Below are 14,607 nucleotides of genomic sequence, written 5' to 3'. Positions count from 1 at the left end.
ATTGAGAGCCAAGCAAGGGGACGGTGAAATGCAGATAAAAAGATGGGGGCGACTTGCGTCGCCCCCGGTAGTCGTATCGCTCAGATCCTTGAACGAAGTTGCTCCCTGCAATCCCTGACTGTTTACCTCTTCCTTTAGGTTTCCCCTTCCCAATCCTTTGGGGTGTCCTTTAGCCATCTTGGCCTGACGAGTCATCCTGTCCCGTCGCACTTTCTCCGTCCCGGGAGGTGTCCTTTACCACATCCTGTGGTGAGTCCATTTGCCCAACCCTGGCAGCCAGTCTTCCTGACCGACTTCATTGCGTCCGTGCATGAGTAACTATAAGGATTTTCTAACCGGCTACAACGTCAGAATGGAAAACGTTTTTTCTATTAGCTGTTTCGAAAGTGGTGTGTTTCGATTTATTCATTTATAAACAGATACTTAAGTTAATCGCCTCCACGTTTTAAGATCCTATCTTCCGATTATCTCGAGGATCTTTTAGGCTGTTTACTTACATGTGGAATGGCAGATCTCTTACACGGGATTTTGGTTACTTTGGAAACAGATTCTGTGCTCTGATGGTGATCACCCAATGTGGGTGTGACGGCAGGAAAAGAGCAGTGAATGGGGTATTTATAGGTGCTGGTTGAGGCGCTCATAGATGGTTTGGCGCTCTTCAGGGGTGAGCGAAGAGAAGTAGTGGGTAAAGAGGCGCAGTAGCAGGGACTTGTTCATGCCGTCTTGTTGGGTCAGATTACCCAGCTCATCGATGGCCACTGTACTCATGGAGAAGGTCGCTTTTTTAAAACTGGGCTTCAGATGCTCACCACTCTCGATAAAGGCCAGTGCCGACAAGGCTTCATCCCTATGCAGACTCAACTCAAGGCTGACAACCTTGGGTTTACCCTTGGCGTAGAACTCAGCATCTTCGATAAATTCATCGACAGTGAACTTCTTCTGGTGATGCAGCTGATGCTTTTTCTTCAGATCCGCCAAGCCCATCTCATACCCCCACTTTCAGGAACTCTTTGGCGATGGCCCGGATCTCTTCGGCAGATTTGCCATCCGGTTCTATCTCCATCACCGATAATCCCTTTTCCTCACTATCGTCGTAGACGTTGCGGCCATAGGTGATGGAATTCAGTACATCGACTCCGAACGAGGCACATACCTCTTTGGCCTCGAGAATCCGCTTTACCTGATTGGGCAAAGATGGACATTGGGTCAACACAACGGCTGCATTGAGGGTCGGATTGACCATCTTGCAGGTGGTGATCAGATCTTCCATATGGGGCAGGGTCTTGAGGTCGCGGCGTTTCGGGCGCAAGGGGATCAGGGCGTGGGTGGCGACAGCCATGGTGGAGCGCAGTGCCCGGTTGTCTTGCCCGCCGCAATCGACGATGACGTAGTCATAGCGATTTTTCAGGCTAAGCAGATCGTTGCGAATATTGCCATAGAGCTGAACGCAGTTGATTTGTGGCAGATCCGGGTTGTCGTTGCGTTCCTGAATCCAGTCCGAGGTAGTGCGTTGCGGGTCGCAGTCGACCAGTAACACCTCTCCCTGAAATTGGGATCTGAGGTAGACCGCCAGATTTTGCGCCAGGCAGCTCTTGCCACTGCCACCCTTCTCCCCACCGACCAACAAGATCATGACGTTCCCCTATCCATGAGAAAACCGCTGATTTCAGTATAGGAGGGGGTTGGCTCATCACAAGGCGAGAGGAGTGATGCTCCTCTCGTTCTGCAGGTTAATAGTGAACACTGCCGCCATGCCAGCGGCAGACATAGTCGGGCACCAGCATCTGGGGAGCCTTGTCGATATGGCAGACCACCATGGGTATGGCAGGGGCTCCTTCAGCCTGACTGAGGGTGGGGAGCGCAGAGAGCAGCAAAGTCGCGAGTAACAGCATGGGTTTCATCTTCATAACAACTCCTTGGTAGTGTCATTCCTGTGTGATCCGGATCACTTTCTGAGTTAAGTCGAGGTTGGCGCCAGCGCAAGGTGAGGTGAATAAATTCAATTAATGAAAAAAGTATCAAAAGGCGTTGTGGTGACCGACGAGGATGGCTGCCCACCTTGATGCGGACTTTGTGCATATTAAGTTGAACCGCAAAAAGAGGCGGTGACTTATGAGGCTGGGCCTGATGGGGTTGGCGTCAATGCCATGATCTGGAACAAGAAAAGATTTATGCAGTGAATGTGGTCGATGTGAGTATTTATTTCTCCCGCGTTCCTCTCGTTACGGCGATGTATTCAATACACAGGTAGTAATATTCAGATATTATTTTAGTTGCCACCCATTTCATTGTTTTTTAATGGGTTTTTGTTTTTTCTTTTAATCTTTCCAGTGAGTTGGCATGAATAAAAGTTGAATCAACCTGAAATATATCGGGGTGGTTTTGCATGAAGATTCAGGGTTTGCTGGGAGGAAAATGCGTAAATTGCTACTGGAGTCATAGATTGAAAGGTGAATATATTCAGTTCAAAGTGAATGTGATCAATGTCTAAGTTTATTGCTATTGGCAGGTCTAACCTCGGCTTCGAAAGGCAAGGGCAGGATAGAACATAAGCCGATTACCCTACATAAAGAATATCCCGCCTTAGCCACGAGCATGAATAGAAGGAATCTATTCAATCACTCGCAGGGACCACTGCTAGACGGAATATAATCATGAGCAAATTTTATGTAGGTTCTGAAGTTGGCCAATTGCGCCGTGTCATGTTGCACCGCCCCAACCTCAGTCTGAAGCGTCTGACTCCTTCCAACTGCCAGGATCTGCTGTTCGATGACGTCCTGTCAGTTGAACGCGCCGGTCAGGAGCACGACAAATTCGCTCAGGTACTGCGCGATCAGAATGTCGAAGTTTTCCTGCTGACCAATCTGCTGGCGGAAACCCTGGATGTGCCGGAAGCCAAAACCTGGCTGCTGCAACATCAGGTCTCCGACTACCGCCTCGGCTCTTCTTTTGCCAACGACGTGCGCTGCTTCCTGGCTGACATGCCGCATCGCGAATTGGCCCGCATTCTCTCCGGCGGCCTGACTTACTCCGAGATGCCCTACAGCGGCGTCAACATGGTAGTGGGCATGCACGCTCCGACCGATTTCATCATCGAACCGCTGCCCAACCACCTCTTCACCCGTGACACCTCCTGCTGGGTTTACGGTGGCGTCTCCATCAACCCGATGGCCAAGCCGGCTCGTCGCCGCGAGACCAACCATGTGAAGGCTATCTACCGCTGGCACCCGATGTTTGCCGGTCAGGACTTCATCAAGTACTTCGGTGACGAGGAGCGTGACTACGACAACTCCACCATCGAGGGTGGCGACGTACTGGTTATCGGTCGCGGCGCCGTGCTGATTGGTATGTCCGAGCGCACCACCCCGCAAGGTGTCGAGCATCTGGCTCGTAGCCTGTTCAAACATGGTCAGGCCAAACAGGTCATCGCCATGGAGCTGCCGAAACACCGCAGTTGCATGCACCTGGATACCGTCATGACCCACATGGATATCGATACCTTCTCCGTCTATCCGGAAGTGATCCGCAAGGACGTGCAGTGCTGGAGCCTGACTCCGGGCGGCGCCACCGGCATGAACATCAAGGAAGAGGGTTACTTCGTCACCGCTATCGAGAAAGCGCTGGGCGTGGATCAGCTGAAGATCATCACCACTGGTGGTGACAGCTTCGAAGCCGAACGCGAGCAGTGGAACGACGCCAACAACGTGCTGACCGTACGTCCCGGCGTGGTGGTGGGTTACGAGCGCAATACCTACACCAACGAGAAGTACGACAAGGCCGGTATCACAGTTCTCTCCATCCCGGGTGATGAACTGGGCCGTGGCCGTGGCGGCGCCCGCTGCATGAGCTGCCCGATGGAACGCGACAGCATCTGATGAGACGGCGTGGCGCCGGCAGAAGCTGGCGCCACACAGAACCAAACTCGAGATTAACCACTATGAAAAAACCAACTGTCGTCGTCGCTCTGGGTGGCAATGCACTGCTCCGTCGTGGTGAGCCACTGGAAGCGGATATCCAGCGCAAGAACATTGCAACTGCCGCCAAGACCATCGCCCTGATCGCTCAGGAGTACAACGTGGTGCTGGTGCATGGCAACGGCCCGCAAGTCGGCCTGCTGGCCCTGCAGAATAGCGCCTACACCAAGGTATCCCCCTATCCGCTGGATGTGCTGGGTGCCGAGTCCCAGGGCATGATCGGCTACATGCTGATCCAGGAGCTGAAAAACCTGATGCCGAGCCGCAACGTCACCGCGCTGCTGACTCAGGTGCAGGTCGATCCCAAGGATCCGGCGTTTGCCAATCCGACCAAATTTATCGGCCCCGTCTACGAAGAGGCTGAAGCCCGCACTCTGGCAGAAGAGAAGCACTGGGTGGTCAAGGCTGACGGCAAGTTCTTCCGCCGCGTAGTGCCATCCCCGCTGCCCCAGCGCATCGTCGAAGGCGATGCCATCGAAACCCTGATTGCCCAGGGCCACCTCATCATCTGTACCGGTGGTGGCGGCATCCCTGTGACCTGGGATGGCCAGAGCCTGACCGGTATCGAAGCCGTCATCGACAAGGACATGTCTGCCGCCTATCTGGCCAAGCAGATCAAGGCCGACGCCTTGCTGATCCTGACCGATGCCGATGCCGTCTATCTGGATTGGGGCAAACCGACCCAGCGTCCGCTGCGAGTCACCAGCCCGGACGAGCTGGCCGGGGTCAAGTTCGATGCAGGTTCCATGGGACCAAAAGTCGAAGCCTCCTGTGAATTTGTCAAAGCGACCGGCGGCATGGTCGGCATCGGCTCGCTGGAAGATGGCCTCGCCATCCTCAAGGGTGAAGCCGGCACCAATATCGTCGCCACCCGCACCGTACATGCGTAATTACCGACATCTGTACTGAGAATGCGTAGTCAACACTACTGCCCGAACTGGTCTGAAACATATATAGAGAGAACTCATCATGGCTTTTAATCTGCGTAACCGTAACTTCCTGAAACTGCTGGACTTCACCCCGCGCGAAATCCAATACATGATTGACCTGGCCATCGACCTGAAGAAAGCCAAATACGGTGGCTACGAGCGCAAGCATCTGGTCGGCAAGAACATCGCCCTGATTTTCGAGAAGACCTCCACCCGTACCCGCTGTGCGTTTGAAGTAGCGGCCTTCGACCAGGGCGCTCAGGTCTCCTACCTTGGCCCAAGCGGTTCCCAAATCGGTCACAAGGAGTCCATGAAGGACACCGCCCGTGTACTGGGTCGCATGTATGACGGTATCGAATACCGCGGCTACGGTCAGGAGATCGTGGAAGAGCTGGGCGCCTACGCAGGTGTCCCGGTCTGGAACGGCCTGACCAACGAATTCCACCCGACCCAGATCCTGGCCGACTTCATGACCATGCTGGAGCACGGCAAGGGCAAGCGTCTGGATCAAATCAAGTTCGCCTACCTGGGTGATGCCCGCAACAACATGGGTAACTCCCTGATGGTTGGCGCCGCCAAAATGGGCATGGACATCCGTCTGGTCGCGCCGAAAGCCTTCTGGCCGGAAGAGGAGCTGGTTGCCAAGTGCCGCCTGATCGCCGAAGAGACCGGCGCACGCATCACCCTGACCGAAGATGTGAAAGAGGGTGTGCTGGGTGCTGACTTCCTCTACACCGACGTCTGGGTATCCATGGGTGAAGCGAAAGAAGCCTGGGATCAGCGCGTCAAACTGATGACCCCGTATCAGGTCAACATGGATGTCATCAACGCCACCAAGAACCCGGATGTGAAGTTCATGCACTGCCTGCCGGCGTTCCACAATGACGAGACCACCATGGGCAAGGAAGTGGCTGACAAATATGGCATGAAAGGCCTGGAAGTGACCGAGGACGTGTTCGAATCCGAGCACAGCATCGTGTTCGACGAGGCCGAAAACCGGATGCACACCATCAAGGCAGTGATGGTTGCTACGCTGGGCGACTAAGGTCGCAGTAGTGGTGCCGGGGGGCGACCCCCGGCTTTTCGACCATGTGACAGCGGCATAATACCTCTAACCCTACAACCCGCAGCCTGCATGGATACCACACCCACAGAAGGAAGCTGGACCATGACCAAATTCAAGTTCCCGTCAGCCTACACGATACTGTTTGTGCTGATCGCCCTGGTGGCCGCCCTGAGCTGGATAGTGCCGGCCGGCAAATATGAGATGACCATGAACGAAGCCCTCGGCAAAGAAGTGCCGGTGGCGGGTACCTACAAACTGGTGGAGGGGAATCCCCAGGGGATCGTCGACGTGCTGCTGGCACCTATCGATGGCCTCTACAACCACGACACCTATGAGGCAGGCGCCATCGACGTCTCCCTCTTTATCCTGATCATCGGTGGTTTTCTTGGCATTGTGACCAAGACAGGTGCCATCGATGCCGGCATCGAACGTGTGACCGACCGTCTGCGTGGCCGTGAAGAGTGGATGATCCCGATCCTGATGGCGCTGTTCGCCGCAGGCGGCACCATCTACGGGATGGCCGAAGAGTCGCTGCCTTTCTACACCCTGCTGGTGCCGGTGATGATGGCCGCCCGCTTCGACCCTGTGGTGGCAGCAGCAACCGTATTGCTGGGCGCCGGTATCGGTACTCTCGGTTCCACCATCAACCCGTTTGCGACCGTGATTGCCGCCAATGCGGCCGGTATCTCCTTCACCGACGGTATCTGGCTGCGCGTCGCCATGCTGGTCGCCGGTTGGCTGCTCTGCGTTGCCTACGTCATGCGTTACGCCAAGATGGTGCGCAGCGATCCGAGCAAATCTCTGGTGGCTGACAAGTGGGAAGAGAACCGTGCCCACTTCCTTGGCAACAAGAGCGACCAGATGCTGGAGTTCACCCTGACCCGTAAAATCGTGCTGGGTATCTTCGTCGCCGCCTTCGCCGTGATGATCTACGGTGTGGCCGTGCTGGGCTGGTGGATGGCGCAGATCTCCGGTGTGTTCCTGGCTGCCGCCATCATCGTTGGTCTCATCTCCCGCATGAGCGAGGAGGAGCTGACCTCCAACTTTATCGATGGTGCTCGCGACCTGCTGGGGGTGGCGCTGATCATCGGTATCGCCCGCGGTATCGTGGTGGTAATGGATAACGGCATGATCACTCACACCATTTTGCACAGTGCAGAAGGGATCGTGACCGGCCTCTCCACCATCGTCTTTATCAACGTGATGTTCGTGCTGGAAGTGGTGCTCTCCTTCCTGGTGCCATCCTCCTCCGGTCTGGCCGTACTGACCATGCCGATCATGGCGCCGCTGGCCGACTTCGCCAACGTGGGCCGCGATCTGGTGGTGACTGCTTACCAGTCTGCCTCCGGTCTGGTGAACCTGGTGACCCCGACCTCCGCCGTGGTCATGGGCGGCCTGGCTATTGCCAAGGTGCCTTATGTGCGCTGGTTGAAGTGGGTGGCTCCGTTGCTCGGTATCCTGACCGTGCTGATCGTGGTCTGCCTGAGCCTGGGCGCCGTGCTCTCCTGAGGGATAACAAGCAAGATGAAGCGGGAGCCTGCGGGCTCCCGTTTTTTATAGGCGCAAGAAGTGATGGGCACAAAGTCGCAGGCAACAAAAGGGCGACCCGCGGGTCGCCTCAATACATTTGGGGGAGAGAGCTTAGCGGGCCTGCGCCAGTGTGCGCACCACGGCGGCATGGGCCTGACGGGTACGGCTGATATGGCGTGGCGCGACCAGCACCACGTCATTGCCTGCGACGGCGCCCATGATCTCGGGATTGGCGTTGCGATCCAGCAGGCGAGCCACCACGGTGGCGGCCCCCGGAGTGGTGTGGATCAGCACCATCTGCTGGTTGTATACCACTTCGCGCACCATGTCGTGGATAGAGCGGGTGCTGCCGGCGGGTTCCAGCTGCTCGTCGACCAGGGTGTAGACCTTCTTGCCGTTGGCATTTTGCGCCTTGGCGACGCCGAGACGGCGCAGCAGGCGGGAGATGGTGGACTGGCTGATGTCGGCAAAGCCGCGCTCCGACAGTTCGCGACGGATCTCTTCCTGGGTGCTGTAGCAGTGCTGACCGATGATCTGGCGACAGGCATCCAGCTGGGCCAGATCGGGCTCTTGGGCAACGGGACGACTGAGGGTTTTGACCACGGCGAATTCCTTTGATGATGACCGGAGGTAAACGCGCGATATCTGCCATAGCAGTCAGTTATCAGGTAAAAACACTGATAATCAGCCTATATGCAGGAAATGAGCGGGCATTACCATCTTGCGATGGCAAATTATAGCTGACTGGAAATTCGGTGATGTGACAGGGTTCAAAAATGGGCCCCGCGGGGCCCAATCAGATATCAGTAACGCTCGCTGACGATGTCCTGAGTGAAGGACTTCTCGCAATATTTGCACTTCATCCGTACCACGCCTTTCACTTCGCGCACCCGGAAGTAGCTGTCCACCGGCTCGTTGTGGGAGATGCAGTTGGAGTTGGGGCAGTGGAACACCCCAGCGATGAACTCCGGCAGCTCCAGCTGGTGCTTCTTCACTACATTGAAGTCTTCGATGATGTTGACGGTCGCTTTCGGGGCGAACAGCGCCAGCTGGTTGGCCTGTTGCTCGGTCAGGCGGGTGTTCTCAATTTTGATGAGATCCTTCTTGCCCAGCGCACCGGATTTCAGGTTGAAGCCGACGGTGATCCGCTCCTGGGTTTCAACCAGCTGGAACAGCTTGAGGATCTTGATGCCCTGGCCAGCGGGGATGTGATCGATGACGGAGCCGTGACGGATGGCTTCGACTTGCAGTTGGTTCTTGTCAGACATGATATTCCCCTAAGCTCAGACAGTTTCGTTCAGTACCAGTGCCAGCAGCGCCTGGCGTGCATAGACCCCGTTCTCCGCCTGCTGGAAGTAGCAAGCGTGGGGAGTCTTGTCGACCGCCACATCGATCTCGTCGACGCGGGGCAGGGGATGCAGGATCTTCATGGTGGGCTTGGCCCCTTCCAGAGTCGCCAGCTCCAGAATGAACTTGGCAGCCATGTGCTTGTATTCGGTCTCGTCGAAGCGCTCTTTCTGGACGCGGGTCATGTAGAGGATGTCCAGCTCCGGCATCACCTCTTCCATGGTCTGGTGGACGCTGAACTGGATACCCTTCTCTTCCAGCTCTTCGCAGATGTAGTCCGGCATCGCCAGCGCTTCCGGGGAGATGAAGAAGAAGCGGCAGTTGAACAGGCTGAGGGCCTGGGCCAGCGAGTGCACGGTGCGGCCATATTTCAGGTCACCGACGAAGGCGACGTTGAGGTTGTCCAGACGACCCTGGGTCTCATGGATGGTGAACAGGTCGAGCAGGGTCTGGCTCGGATGCTGGTTGGAGCCGTCGCCGCCGTTGATGACCGGCACGCGGGAGAATTCGGAGGCTAGACGGGCCGCACCCTCTTTCGGGTGGCGCATCACCACCGCATCCGAGTAGGAGCCGATGATCTTGATGGAGTCAGCCAGCGTCTCGCCCTTCTTGGCGCTGGTGTTGCCACCGTCGGCGAAGCCGATGATGTTGCCGCCAAGGCGCTGTACCGCGGTCTCGAAGGAGAGGCGGGTGCGGGTGGAGGCTTCGAAGAAGCAGCTGGCAACCAGCTTGTCTTTCAACAGGCTGGTGTCAGGTTCAGCCTTCAACCGTTGTGCGGTTGAGACTACCAGTTCCATTTCTGACCGGGTCAGGTCCGAAATGGAGATGACATGTTTCTTATAGAGTGGATTGGTCATCGTCTGCATTCCCTTTGACATCATTGGAGGTTTTTCGGGCACAAAAAAAAGCCCCTGAAACAGGGGCTTTTTTTAAAAATAACTGGGGATCTTTGGGGTGGGAACCGGAAACAACGGGGCCGCTCTGGTGCGCACCACCCGTCTGCAAGGCTGTTTTCTGAATCAAAAACTGCATCGTTTCGTCCCGACCTTTTTCAAAACCGGACAGATTATAGGGCCGCTTTTTTAATTGTCAAAATTTTATTTACGATGCCAATTTCAGCATGAAAAACGTTTAAGTGACGGAAACATGACGACAAATCCACACCTTGTGCGTCTCTTGCAGCGATTCCCCATCGCGGGCCATGGCGCGCAAATAACCGAGTCTGTGGTGTCCTTCCAGCAGGCAGTAGGGGCGGGGTAGGGGATGACCGTTCGGGTAGCTGGCTCCCTCTTCCGGCACCAGCACGATGACAGGTTCGGGCCAGGTGCCGTCGTTTAGCATCTTCTCGCCGAGCCAGGAGCGGCGGACATAGCGGTTGCTGCGCAGCATCTCGCCCCAGCGCTCGATCACCTCCATATGGCGGGAGTCTATCTGCTCGATAATCTGCGCGGTGGGCCAGCTTTCGCATGCGAACTGGTGGCTGGCGAGATCGATAAAGCTCCAGTTGGACTCAAAACCGCGCCAATGACGGTAAATCCACTGGGAAAGCACATTTTCGGGGATGAATGGCACCAGCGGGGCGACCCGGGCCAGGTAGTCGGGCAGGGACTCTGTTTTGCGTTCGTCCCTGAAGTTGAGGGGCGCAAGTTGTTGGAGCAGTCGGTAATTGAGCATAAGTGGCCTCCCGGTACCTGATTTCACCCTACCCCCATTTATGCCCCATTCCTACCCCGCTGAGTCTGGAAATACAGCAAGTTACCCCTCGTTGCTGCACAAATCGGCGCGACTTGTTCGGGATTTGTGCAATCGCATTAAAAGTGTGAAAAAAGCCTTTACCTTTGAAACCCGCTTTGTATACTACGCCTCGTTTGTTGCAGGGGCGTAGTTCCAATTGGTAGAACAGCGGTCTCCAAAACCGATGGTTGCGGGTTCGAGTCCTGCCGCCCCTGCCATTTTCAGAAAGGCCAGCTCATTGAGCTGGCCTTTCGCATTTCCGGCGTTCGCCAATTTATCCCTCTCTCCTTTCTCTTCTCCTTCTTGCCGCTAGCTCTCGGTGACTGTGGCCACATTGATCTCTATGTCTGCCGCAAGAGCGTTCAATGTGCAGCAACCCGCTGTTTCAGGACGGTGACCAGCCGCTGGTGGCGGGCGGGGAGCGGCCACTCGGCGCGGTAGATCAGCCAGAGGGTGTCGATCACCTCAATACTGCTCTGGATCACCCGGATTTTCTCCTGTTGGGCAAAGGCGGTGACGGCGAAGCGGGGCAGCACGGTAAAGCCGAGGCCGCGGGCGACCGGCTCCAGGATCAGGCCGATCTGGTTGGTAAAGCCGCGCTGCGGGATCTCGTCAACGCGCTGGCCGGGGTAGCGTCGTCCCAACAGGCGTTGTGCCATGCTGCGGCCATCCGGGTGGTCGATAAAGCCGAGCTGACAGAGGTACTGCCAGCTCGGCCCCTTGCCATCGTTGGGCACCACCAGACAGAGGGGTTCGCGGGCGAAGGGCTCGGCGGCGATGCTGAGGTGTTCAGGCGGCTGATCCACCAGTCCCAGATCGCTGCGCCCCGCCAGTACCGCCTGCACTATGTCGGGGGTGGGGGCAAAGCGGTGCTGGATGGTGAGTCCGGGGTGCTCCTGTTGCTGGTCGAGCAGCAGGGGATAGAGCAGCAGACCGATGCTGCCGGGGGTGGTGAGGGTGATGGCGCCGCGGTGAGGGTCGTCGTCAGAGAGGCGCGCTCGCAGCTGTTCGGCTGCCTGCGCCTGCTGGCGGGCAAAGTCGAGCAGCACCAGCCCGCGCGGAGTGAGCTCCAGCTGACGGGGCTTGCGCAGCAGCAGGGTGCCAAATTCGGCCTCGAGACGCGAGATATGCTGACTGACGGCGGCCTGAGTGAGATCCAGCCGCTCGGCGGCGCGGGTAAAACTGCCGGTTTCATGCACCACCACCAGGGTGTGGAGCCAGAGTGGATTAACCATAAATTTAATTTATGCCTTCCATTAGTTTGACCTTATTTTTCATTATGTCGCCCCTTCCTATCATGTCACCTGTTTCCCACACACAATTTCAAGGTGACGTATGACCTATCCACGCAACTTCTCCCACATCGGCATCACGGTGACTGACCTCGACAAAGCGGTCGAGTTCTATACCAAGGTGATGGGCTGGTATCTCATCATGCCGGCGACCACCATCACCGAGGATGACTCCGCCATCGGCGTGATGTGCAACGACGTGTTTGGCCCGGGCTGGGGCTCCTTCCGCATCGCTCATCTCTCCACCGGCGACAAGATCGGCATCGAGCTGTTCGAGTTCCCCAACAGCGAGCAGCGCGAAAACAACTTCGAATTCTGGAAGACCGGGGTGTTCCACTTCAGCGTGCAGGATCCGGATGTCGAGGGGCTGGCGGCGCGCATCGTCGCGGCGGGCGGCAAACAGCGGATGCCGGTGCGTGAGTACTACCCGGGCGAGAAGCCCTACCGCATGGTCTACATGGAAGATCCCTTCGGCAACATCATTGAGATCTACAGCCACAGCTATGAGCTGACCTACTCCGCCGGTGCATATCAGGGGTAAGTGACAGGCCGCCTTCGGGCGGCCTGCTGCTTTGTTGTGGTGATGGTCAGTAGCATGGAATAGCGATCTTGCTCACACGGATAGCGGCTTCTGTTGTTGATAGATGTAAAAGTATACAGATTCACTAAAGTCTGTTCAGAGAGTGGCCGATAGCCTCTATTACATCAGGGTCTTTCCCTGCTTCGTCACAACAACAAGGATCTGTCGTCATGACCCTCTCTTTGCGCGGCAAGCTGCTGGCAACCAGTCTCGGGGTGGTGCTGCTGATGGCATCACTGCTCGGCATCGTTGCCTTTCACACCCTCAAATCCCGCACCATGAGCGCCATCCAGAGCGAGGCGGTCAACTATGGTCACGCCTACTCGGTTGCCATCGGCGACTGGATGGCGGATCGCAAGAACACGGTGCACGCGCTGGTGAACCTGATCGCCGACAACCCGCAGGCCGAGCTGGTGCCACACCTGAAGCAGGCCTACACCTCGGGCGGCTTCGGCCTCACCTACTTTGGTTCGACTCAGGGGGTGATGACCCGCCAGGACCCTTCCCTCAACACCGGCAACTATGACCCGCGCGAGCGCCCCTGGTATCAGGATGCGGTGAAGGCGGGACAGCTCATCGTCACCGCTCCCTATGTCAGCGTCACCATGCAGAAGCTGGTGGTGACCCTCTCCGAGCCGGTGCGCCATCAGGGCGAGCTGGTCGGCGCCGTGGGGGCCAACCTGGCGCTCGACAAGCTGATCGACGAGGTGCTGGCGATGCAGGTGCAGGGCGAGGGGTACGCCATGCTGCTCGACAGCAGCGGCCTCATCGTCGGTCACCCTAACAAGGAGCTGGCGCTCAAGCAGATTGGCGAGCTCTCCCCCGATCTGTCGGCGGCCACCTTCCAGCAGTGGGGCCGCGAGAACAACGAGCTGCACGCCGCCACCCTCGACGGGCGCGATGTGCTGCTGGCGGTACAGCCGGTGCCGGGCACCGACTGGCTGCTGGCCATGGTGATGTATCGCGATGTGCTGGAGGCGCCGCTCAGCAGTCTGCTGTGGGAGCTGGTGGGGCTGACCCTGGTGCTGATGCTGGTGTTCAGTGCCCTGCTCACCGCTACCTTCAAATACCTGTTCGCCGATCTCGGCCGGGTCGCGCACGCCCTGCACGACATTGCCCACGGCGAGGGGGATCTCACCGTTCACATCAACACTCACAGCAAGGATGAGGTGGGTCAGCTGGCCCAGAACTTCAACCAGTTCGTGGCGCGGCTGCATGGCATCGTCAGTCGGTTGCGGGATGTGACCGTCGAGCTGGCGGCACAGTCCCGCGCTCAGGCGGCCGGGGCGCAGGCCCGCAGTCAGCGGGTGCGCCAGCAGCAGGACGAGATCGTGATGGTGGCGACCGCGGTGACCGAGATGGCTTCCGCTACCCAAGAGATCGCCGGCAACGCCGAGTTTGCCGCCACTACCGCCACCGATGCGGTCGCACTGGCGGTCGCGGGTCAGTCGCAGGTCGGTCAGAGCCAGCGCAGCATTACCGGGCTCGCGGATGAGGTGGCCGATGCCAGCCAGATCATCAATGAGCTGGATGCCCACGCCCAGAAGATCAGCGGCATTCTGGCCACCATCAGCGGCATCGCCGAGCAGACCAACCTGCTGGCGCTCAACGCCGCCATCGAGGCGGCGCGGGCCGGTGAGCAGGGGCGCGGCTTCGCGGTAGTGGCGGACGAGGTGCGGGTGCTGTCGCGCCGCACCCACGACTCCACCGACGAGATCCAGCAGATGATCGAGACCCTGCAGCAGACCACCCGCCGCGCCGTGGGCGGCATGGAGACCAGTCGCCAGCTGGCGGGCACCAGCGTCGAGGATGCGGAGTCCGCCAACCAGAGTCTGGCGCGGATCAACGAGGCGATCGGCTCCATCAGCGACATGGCGACCCAGATCGCGGCGGCGGCGGAAGAGCAGACCTCGGTGACCAGCGAGATCAGCCGCAACACCGAGAATATCCGCCACGTCTCGCAAGAGCTGGCCGAGCAGGCCAATCAGGAGGCGGCGCAGGCGGCCGAGCTGAAGGCGCTGACCGAGCGGCTGGAGCAGGAGATCGGCCGTTTCCGGCTCTGATCCTCAGGCCATCTTTGTCTAGTCCTGAAATAGGTTTACACATTTTCAACTAGCATTTCTCTACTCAGAACCCCCTATGTACCGCATCGGGG

General features: G+C 57.7%; 15 protein-coding genes and 1 tRNA gene. 7 read left to right on the top strand and 9 right to left on the bottom strand.

Annotation, left to right across the window (positions count from 1 at the left end):
• Positions 1-615 precede the first annotated feature (615 nt).
• From G5179_RS14210 to G5179_RS14200, 3 genes are all read right to left on the bottom strand, one after another.
• The gene (locus G5179_RS14210) at positions 616-984 is read right to left on the bottom strand and encodes a CopG family transcriptional regulator (protein ID WP_216952276.1); all 369 of its coding nucleotides are present in this window, start codon (positions 982-984) and stop codon (positions 616-618) included.
• Between the two features lies 1 nt (position 985).
• Positions 986-1,633: an AAA family ATPase gene (locus G5179_RS14205; protein ID WP_216952274.1), complete on the bottom strand. Its 648-nt coding sequence runs from the start codon at positions 1,631-1,633 to the stop codon at positions 986-988.
• Between the two features lie 97 nt (positions 1,634-1,730).
• Positions 1,731-1,907 carry a hypothetical protein gene (locus G5179_RS14200; RefSeq protein WP_421258586.1) on the bottom strand — a complete coding sequence of 59 codons (177 nt, stop codon included), beginning with the start codon at positions 1,905-1,907 and terminating at the stop codon, positions 1,731-1,733.
• A gap of 747 nt (positions 1,908-2,654) precedes the next feature.
• On the opposite strand from G5179_RS14200, the gene arcA reads away from it, so the two are divergent.
• From arcA to G5179_RS14180, 4 genes are all read left to right on the top strand, one after another.
• Positions 2,655-3,875, top strand: a complete 1,221-nt coding sequence (arcA, locus tag G5179_RS14195) for an arginine deiminase (protein WP_005339718.1) — start codon at positions 2,655-2,657, stop codon at positions 3,873-3,875.
• A 62-nt stretch (positions 3,876-3,937) separates the two neighbouring features.
• On the top strand, positions 3,938-4,864 hold the full coding sequence (gene arcC, locus G5179_RS14190) for a carbamate kinase (protein WP_005339719.1): 927 nt from the start codon (positions 3,938-3,940) through the stop codon (positions 4,862-4,864).
• A 79-nt stretch (positions 4,865-4,943) separates the two neighbouring features.
• Positions 4,944-5,948, top strand: coding sequence for an ornithine carbamoyltransferase (gene argF, locus G5179_RS14185; protein WP_005339721.1), 1,005 nt, complete (start codon positions 4,944-4,946; stop codon positions 5,946-5,948).
• A 123-nt stretch (positions 5,949-6,071) separates the two neighbouring features.
• Positions 6,072-7,478: a YfcC family protein gene (locus tag G5179_RS14180; RefSeq protein WP_005339725.1), complete on the top strand. Its 1,407-nt coding sequence runs from the start codon at positions 6,072-6,074 to the stop codon at positions 7,476-7,478.
• Between the two features lie 132 nt (positions 7,479-7,610).
• Here the strand turns inward: G5179_RS14180 and G5179_RS14175 are convergent, their stop codons facing one another.
• From G5179_RS14175 to G5179_RS14155, 5 genes are all read right to left on the bottom strand, one after another.
• Entirely contained in the window at positions 7,611-8,102 is a 492-nt protein-coding gene (locus tag G5179_RS14175) for an arginine repressor (RefSeq protein ID WP_421258585.1), read from the bottom strand.
• Positions 8,103-8,302: 200 nt separating this feature from the next.
• Entirely contained in the window at positions 8,303-8,767 is a 465-nt protein-coding gene (gene pyrI / locus G5179_RS14170) for an aspartate carbamoyltransferase regulatory subunit (protein WP_005339730.1), read from the bottom strand.
• A 15-nt stretch (positions 8,768-8,782) separates the two neighbouring features.
• Complete coding sequence (gene pyrB / locus G5179_RS14165; RefSeq protein WP_005339735.1) at positions 8,783-9,703, bottom strand: aspartate carbamoyltransferase; 921 nt, start codon at positions 9,701-9,703, stop codon at positions 8,783-8,785.
• Entirely contained in the window at positions 9,684-9,878 is a 195-nt protein-coding gene (locus G5179_RS14160) for a hypothetical protein (protein WP_133249581.1), read from the bottom strand. Before G5179_RS14160 ends, pyrB begins: the two co-directional genes overlap by 20 nt.
• A gap of 99 nt (positions 9,879-9,977) precedes the next feature.
• Positions 9,978-10,520, bottom strand: a complete 543-nt coding sequence (locus G5179_RS14155) for a hypothetical protein (protein WP_335865244.1) — start codon at positions 10,518-10,520, stop codon at positions 9,978-9,980.
• Between the two features lie 201 nt (positions 10,521-10,721).
• On the opposite strand from G5179_RS14155, the gene G5179_RS14150 reads away from it, so the two are divergent.
• Positions 10,722-10,798: transfer RNA gene (locus G5179_RS14150), tRNA-Trp, on the top strand.
• A gap of 144 nt (positions 10,799-10,942) precedes the next feature.
• Here the strand turns inward: G5179_RS14150 and G5179_RS14145 are convergent.
• Complete coding sequence (locus G5179_RS14145) at positions 10,943-11,815, bottom strand: LysR family transcriptional regulator (protein ID WP_421258584.1); 873 nt, start codon at positions 11,813-11,815, stop codon at positions 10,943-10,945.
• Positions 11,816-11,915: 100 nt separating this feature from the next.
• Here G5179_RS14145 and G5179_RS14140 point away from each other — a divergent pair, with 100 nt between their 5' ends.
• Both G5179_RS14140 and G5179_RS14135 read left to right on the top strand, forming a co-directional pair.
• Entirely contained in the window at positions 11,916-12,413 is a 498-nt protein-coding gene (locus tag G5179_RS14140; protein ID WP_041209527.1) for a lactoylglutathione lyase family protein, read from the top strand.
• Positions 12,414-12,622: 209 nt separating this feature from the next.
• Entirely contained in the window at positions 12,623-14,515 is a 1,893-nt protein-coding gene (locus tag G5179_RS14135; protein ID WP_421258583.1) for a methyl-accepting chemotaxis protein, read from the top strand.
• Positions 14,516-14,607: the final 92 nt, after the last annotated feature.

Origin of the sequence: Aeromonas sp. 600886, from assembly GCF_049174935.1 — a bacterium.
Lineage (GTDB): Bacteria > Pseudomonadota > Gammaproteobacteria > Enterobacterales > Aeromonadaceae > Aeromonas > Aeromonas veronii_A.
This window is presented reverse-complemented; position numbering and strand designations above follow the sequence as displayed.

Coding starts and splice junctions, on each gene's coding strand:
- G5179_RS14210 (WP_216952276.1), bottom strand. CDS start 984: ATGGGCTTGGCGGATCTGAAGAAAAAGCATCAGCTGCATCACCAGAAG.
- G5179_RS14205 (WP_216952274.1), bottom strand. CDS start 1,633: ATGATCTTGTTGGTCGGTGGGGAGAAGGGTGGCAGTGGCAAGAGCTGC.
- G5179_RS14200 (WP_421258586.1), bottom strand. CDS start 1,907: ATGAAGATGAAACCCATGCTGTTACTCGCGACTTTGCTGCTCTCTGCG.
- arcA (WP_005339718.1), top strand. CDS start 2,655: ATGAGCAAATTTTATGTAGGTTCTGAAGTTGGCCAATTGCGCCGTGTC.
- arcC (WP_005339719.1), top strand. CDS start 3,938: ATGAAAAAACCAACTGTCGTCGTCGCTCTGGGTGGCAATGCACTGCTC.
- argF (WP_005339721.1), top strand. CDS start 4,944: ATGGCTTTTAATCTGCGTAACCGTAACTTCCTGAAACTGCTGGACTTC.
- G5179_RS14180 (WP_005339725.1), top strand. CDS start 6,072: ATGACCAAATTCAAGTTCCCGTCAGCCTACACGATACTGTTTGTGCTG.
- pyrI (WP_005339730.1), bottom strand. CDS start 8,767: ATGTCTGACAAGAACCAACTGCAAGTCGAAGCCATCCGTCACGGCTCC.
- pyrB (WP_005339735.1), bottom strand. CDS start 9,703: ATGACCAATCCACTCTATAAGAAACATGTCATCTCCATTTCGGACCTG.
- G5179_RS14160 (WP_133249581.1), bottom strand. CDS start 9,878: ATGCAGTTTTTGATTCAGAAAACAGCCTTGCAGACGGGTGGTGCGCAC.
- G5179_RS14155 (WP_335865244.1), bottom strand. CDS start 10,520: ATGCTCAATTACCGACTGCTCCAACAACTTGCGCCCCTCAACTTCAGG.
- G5179_RS14145 (WP_421258584.1), bottom strand. CDS start 11,815: ATGGTTAATCCACTCTGGCTCCACACCCTGGTGGTGGTGCATGAAACC.
- G5179_RS14140 (WP_041209527.1), top strand. CDS start 11,916: ATGACCTATCCACGCAACTTCTCCCACATCGGCATCACGGTGACTGAC.
- G5179_RS14135 (WP_421258583.1), top strand. CDS start 12,623: ATGACCCTCTCTTTGCGCGGCAAGCTGCTGGCAACCAGTCTCGGGGTG.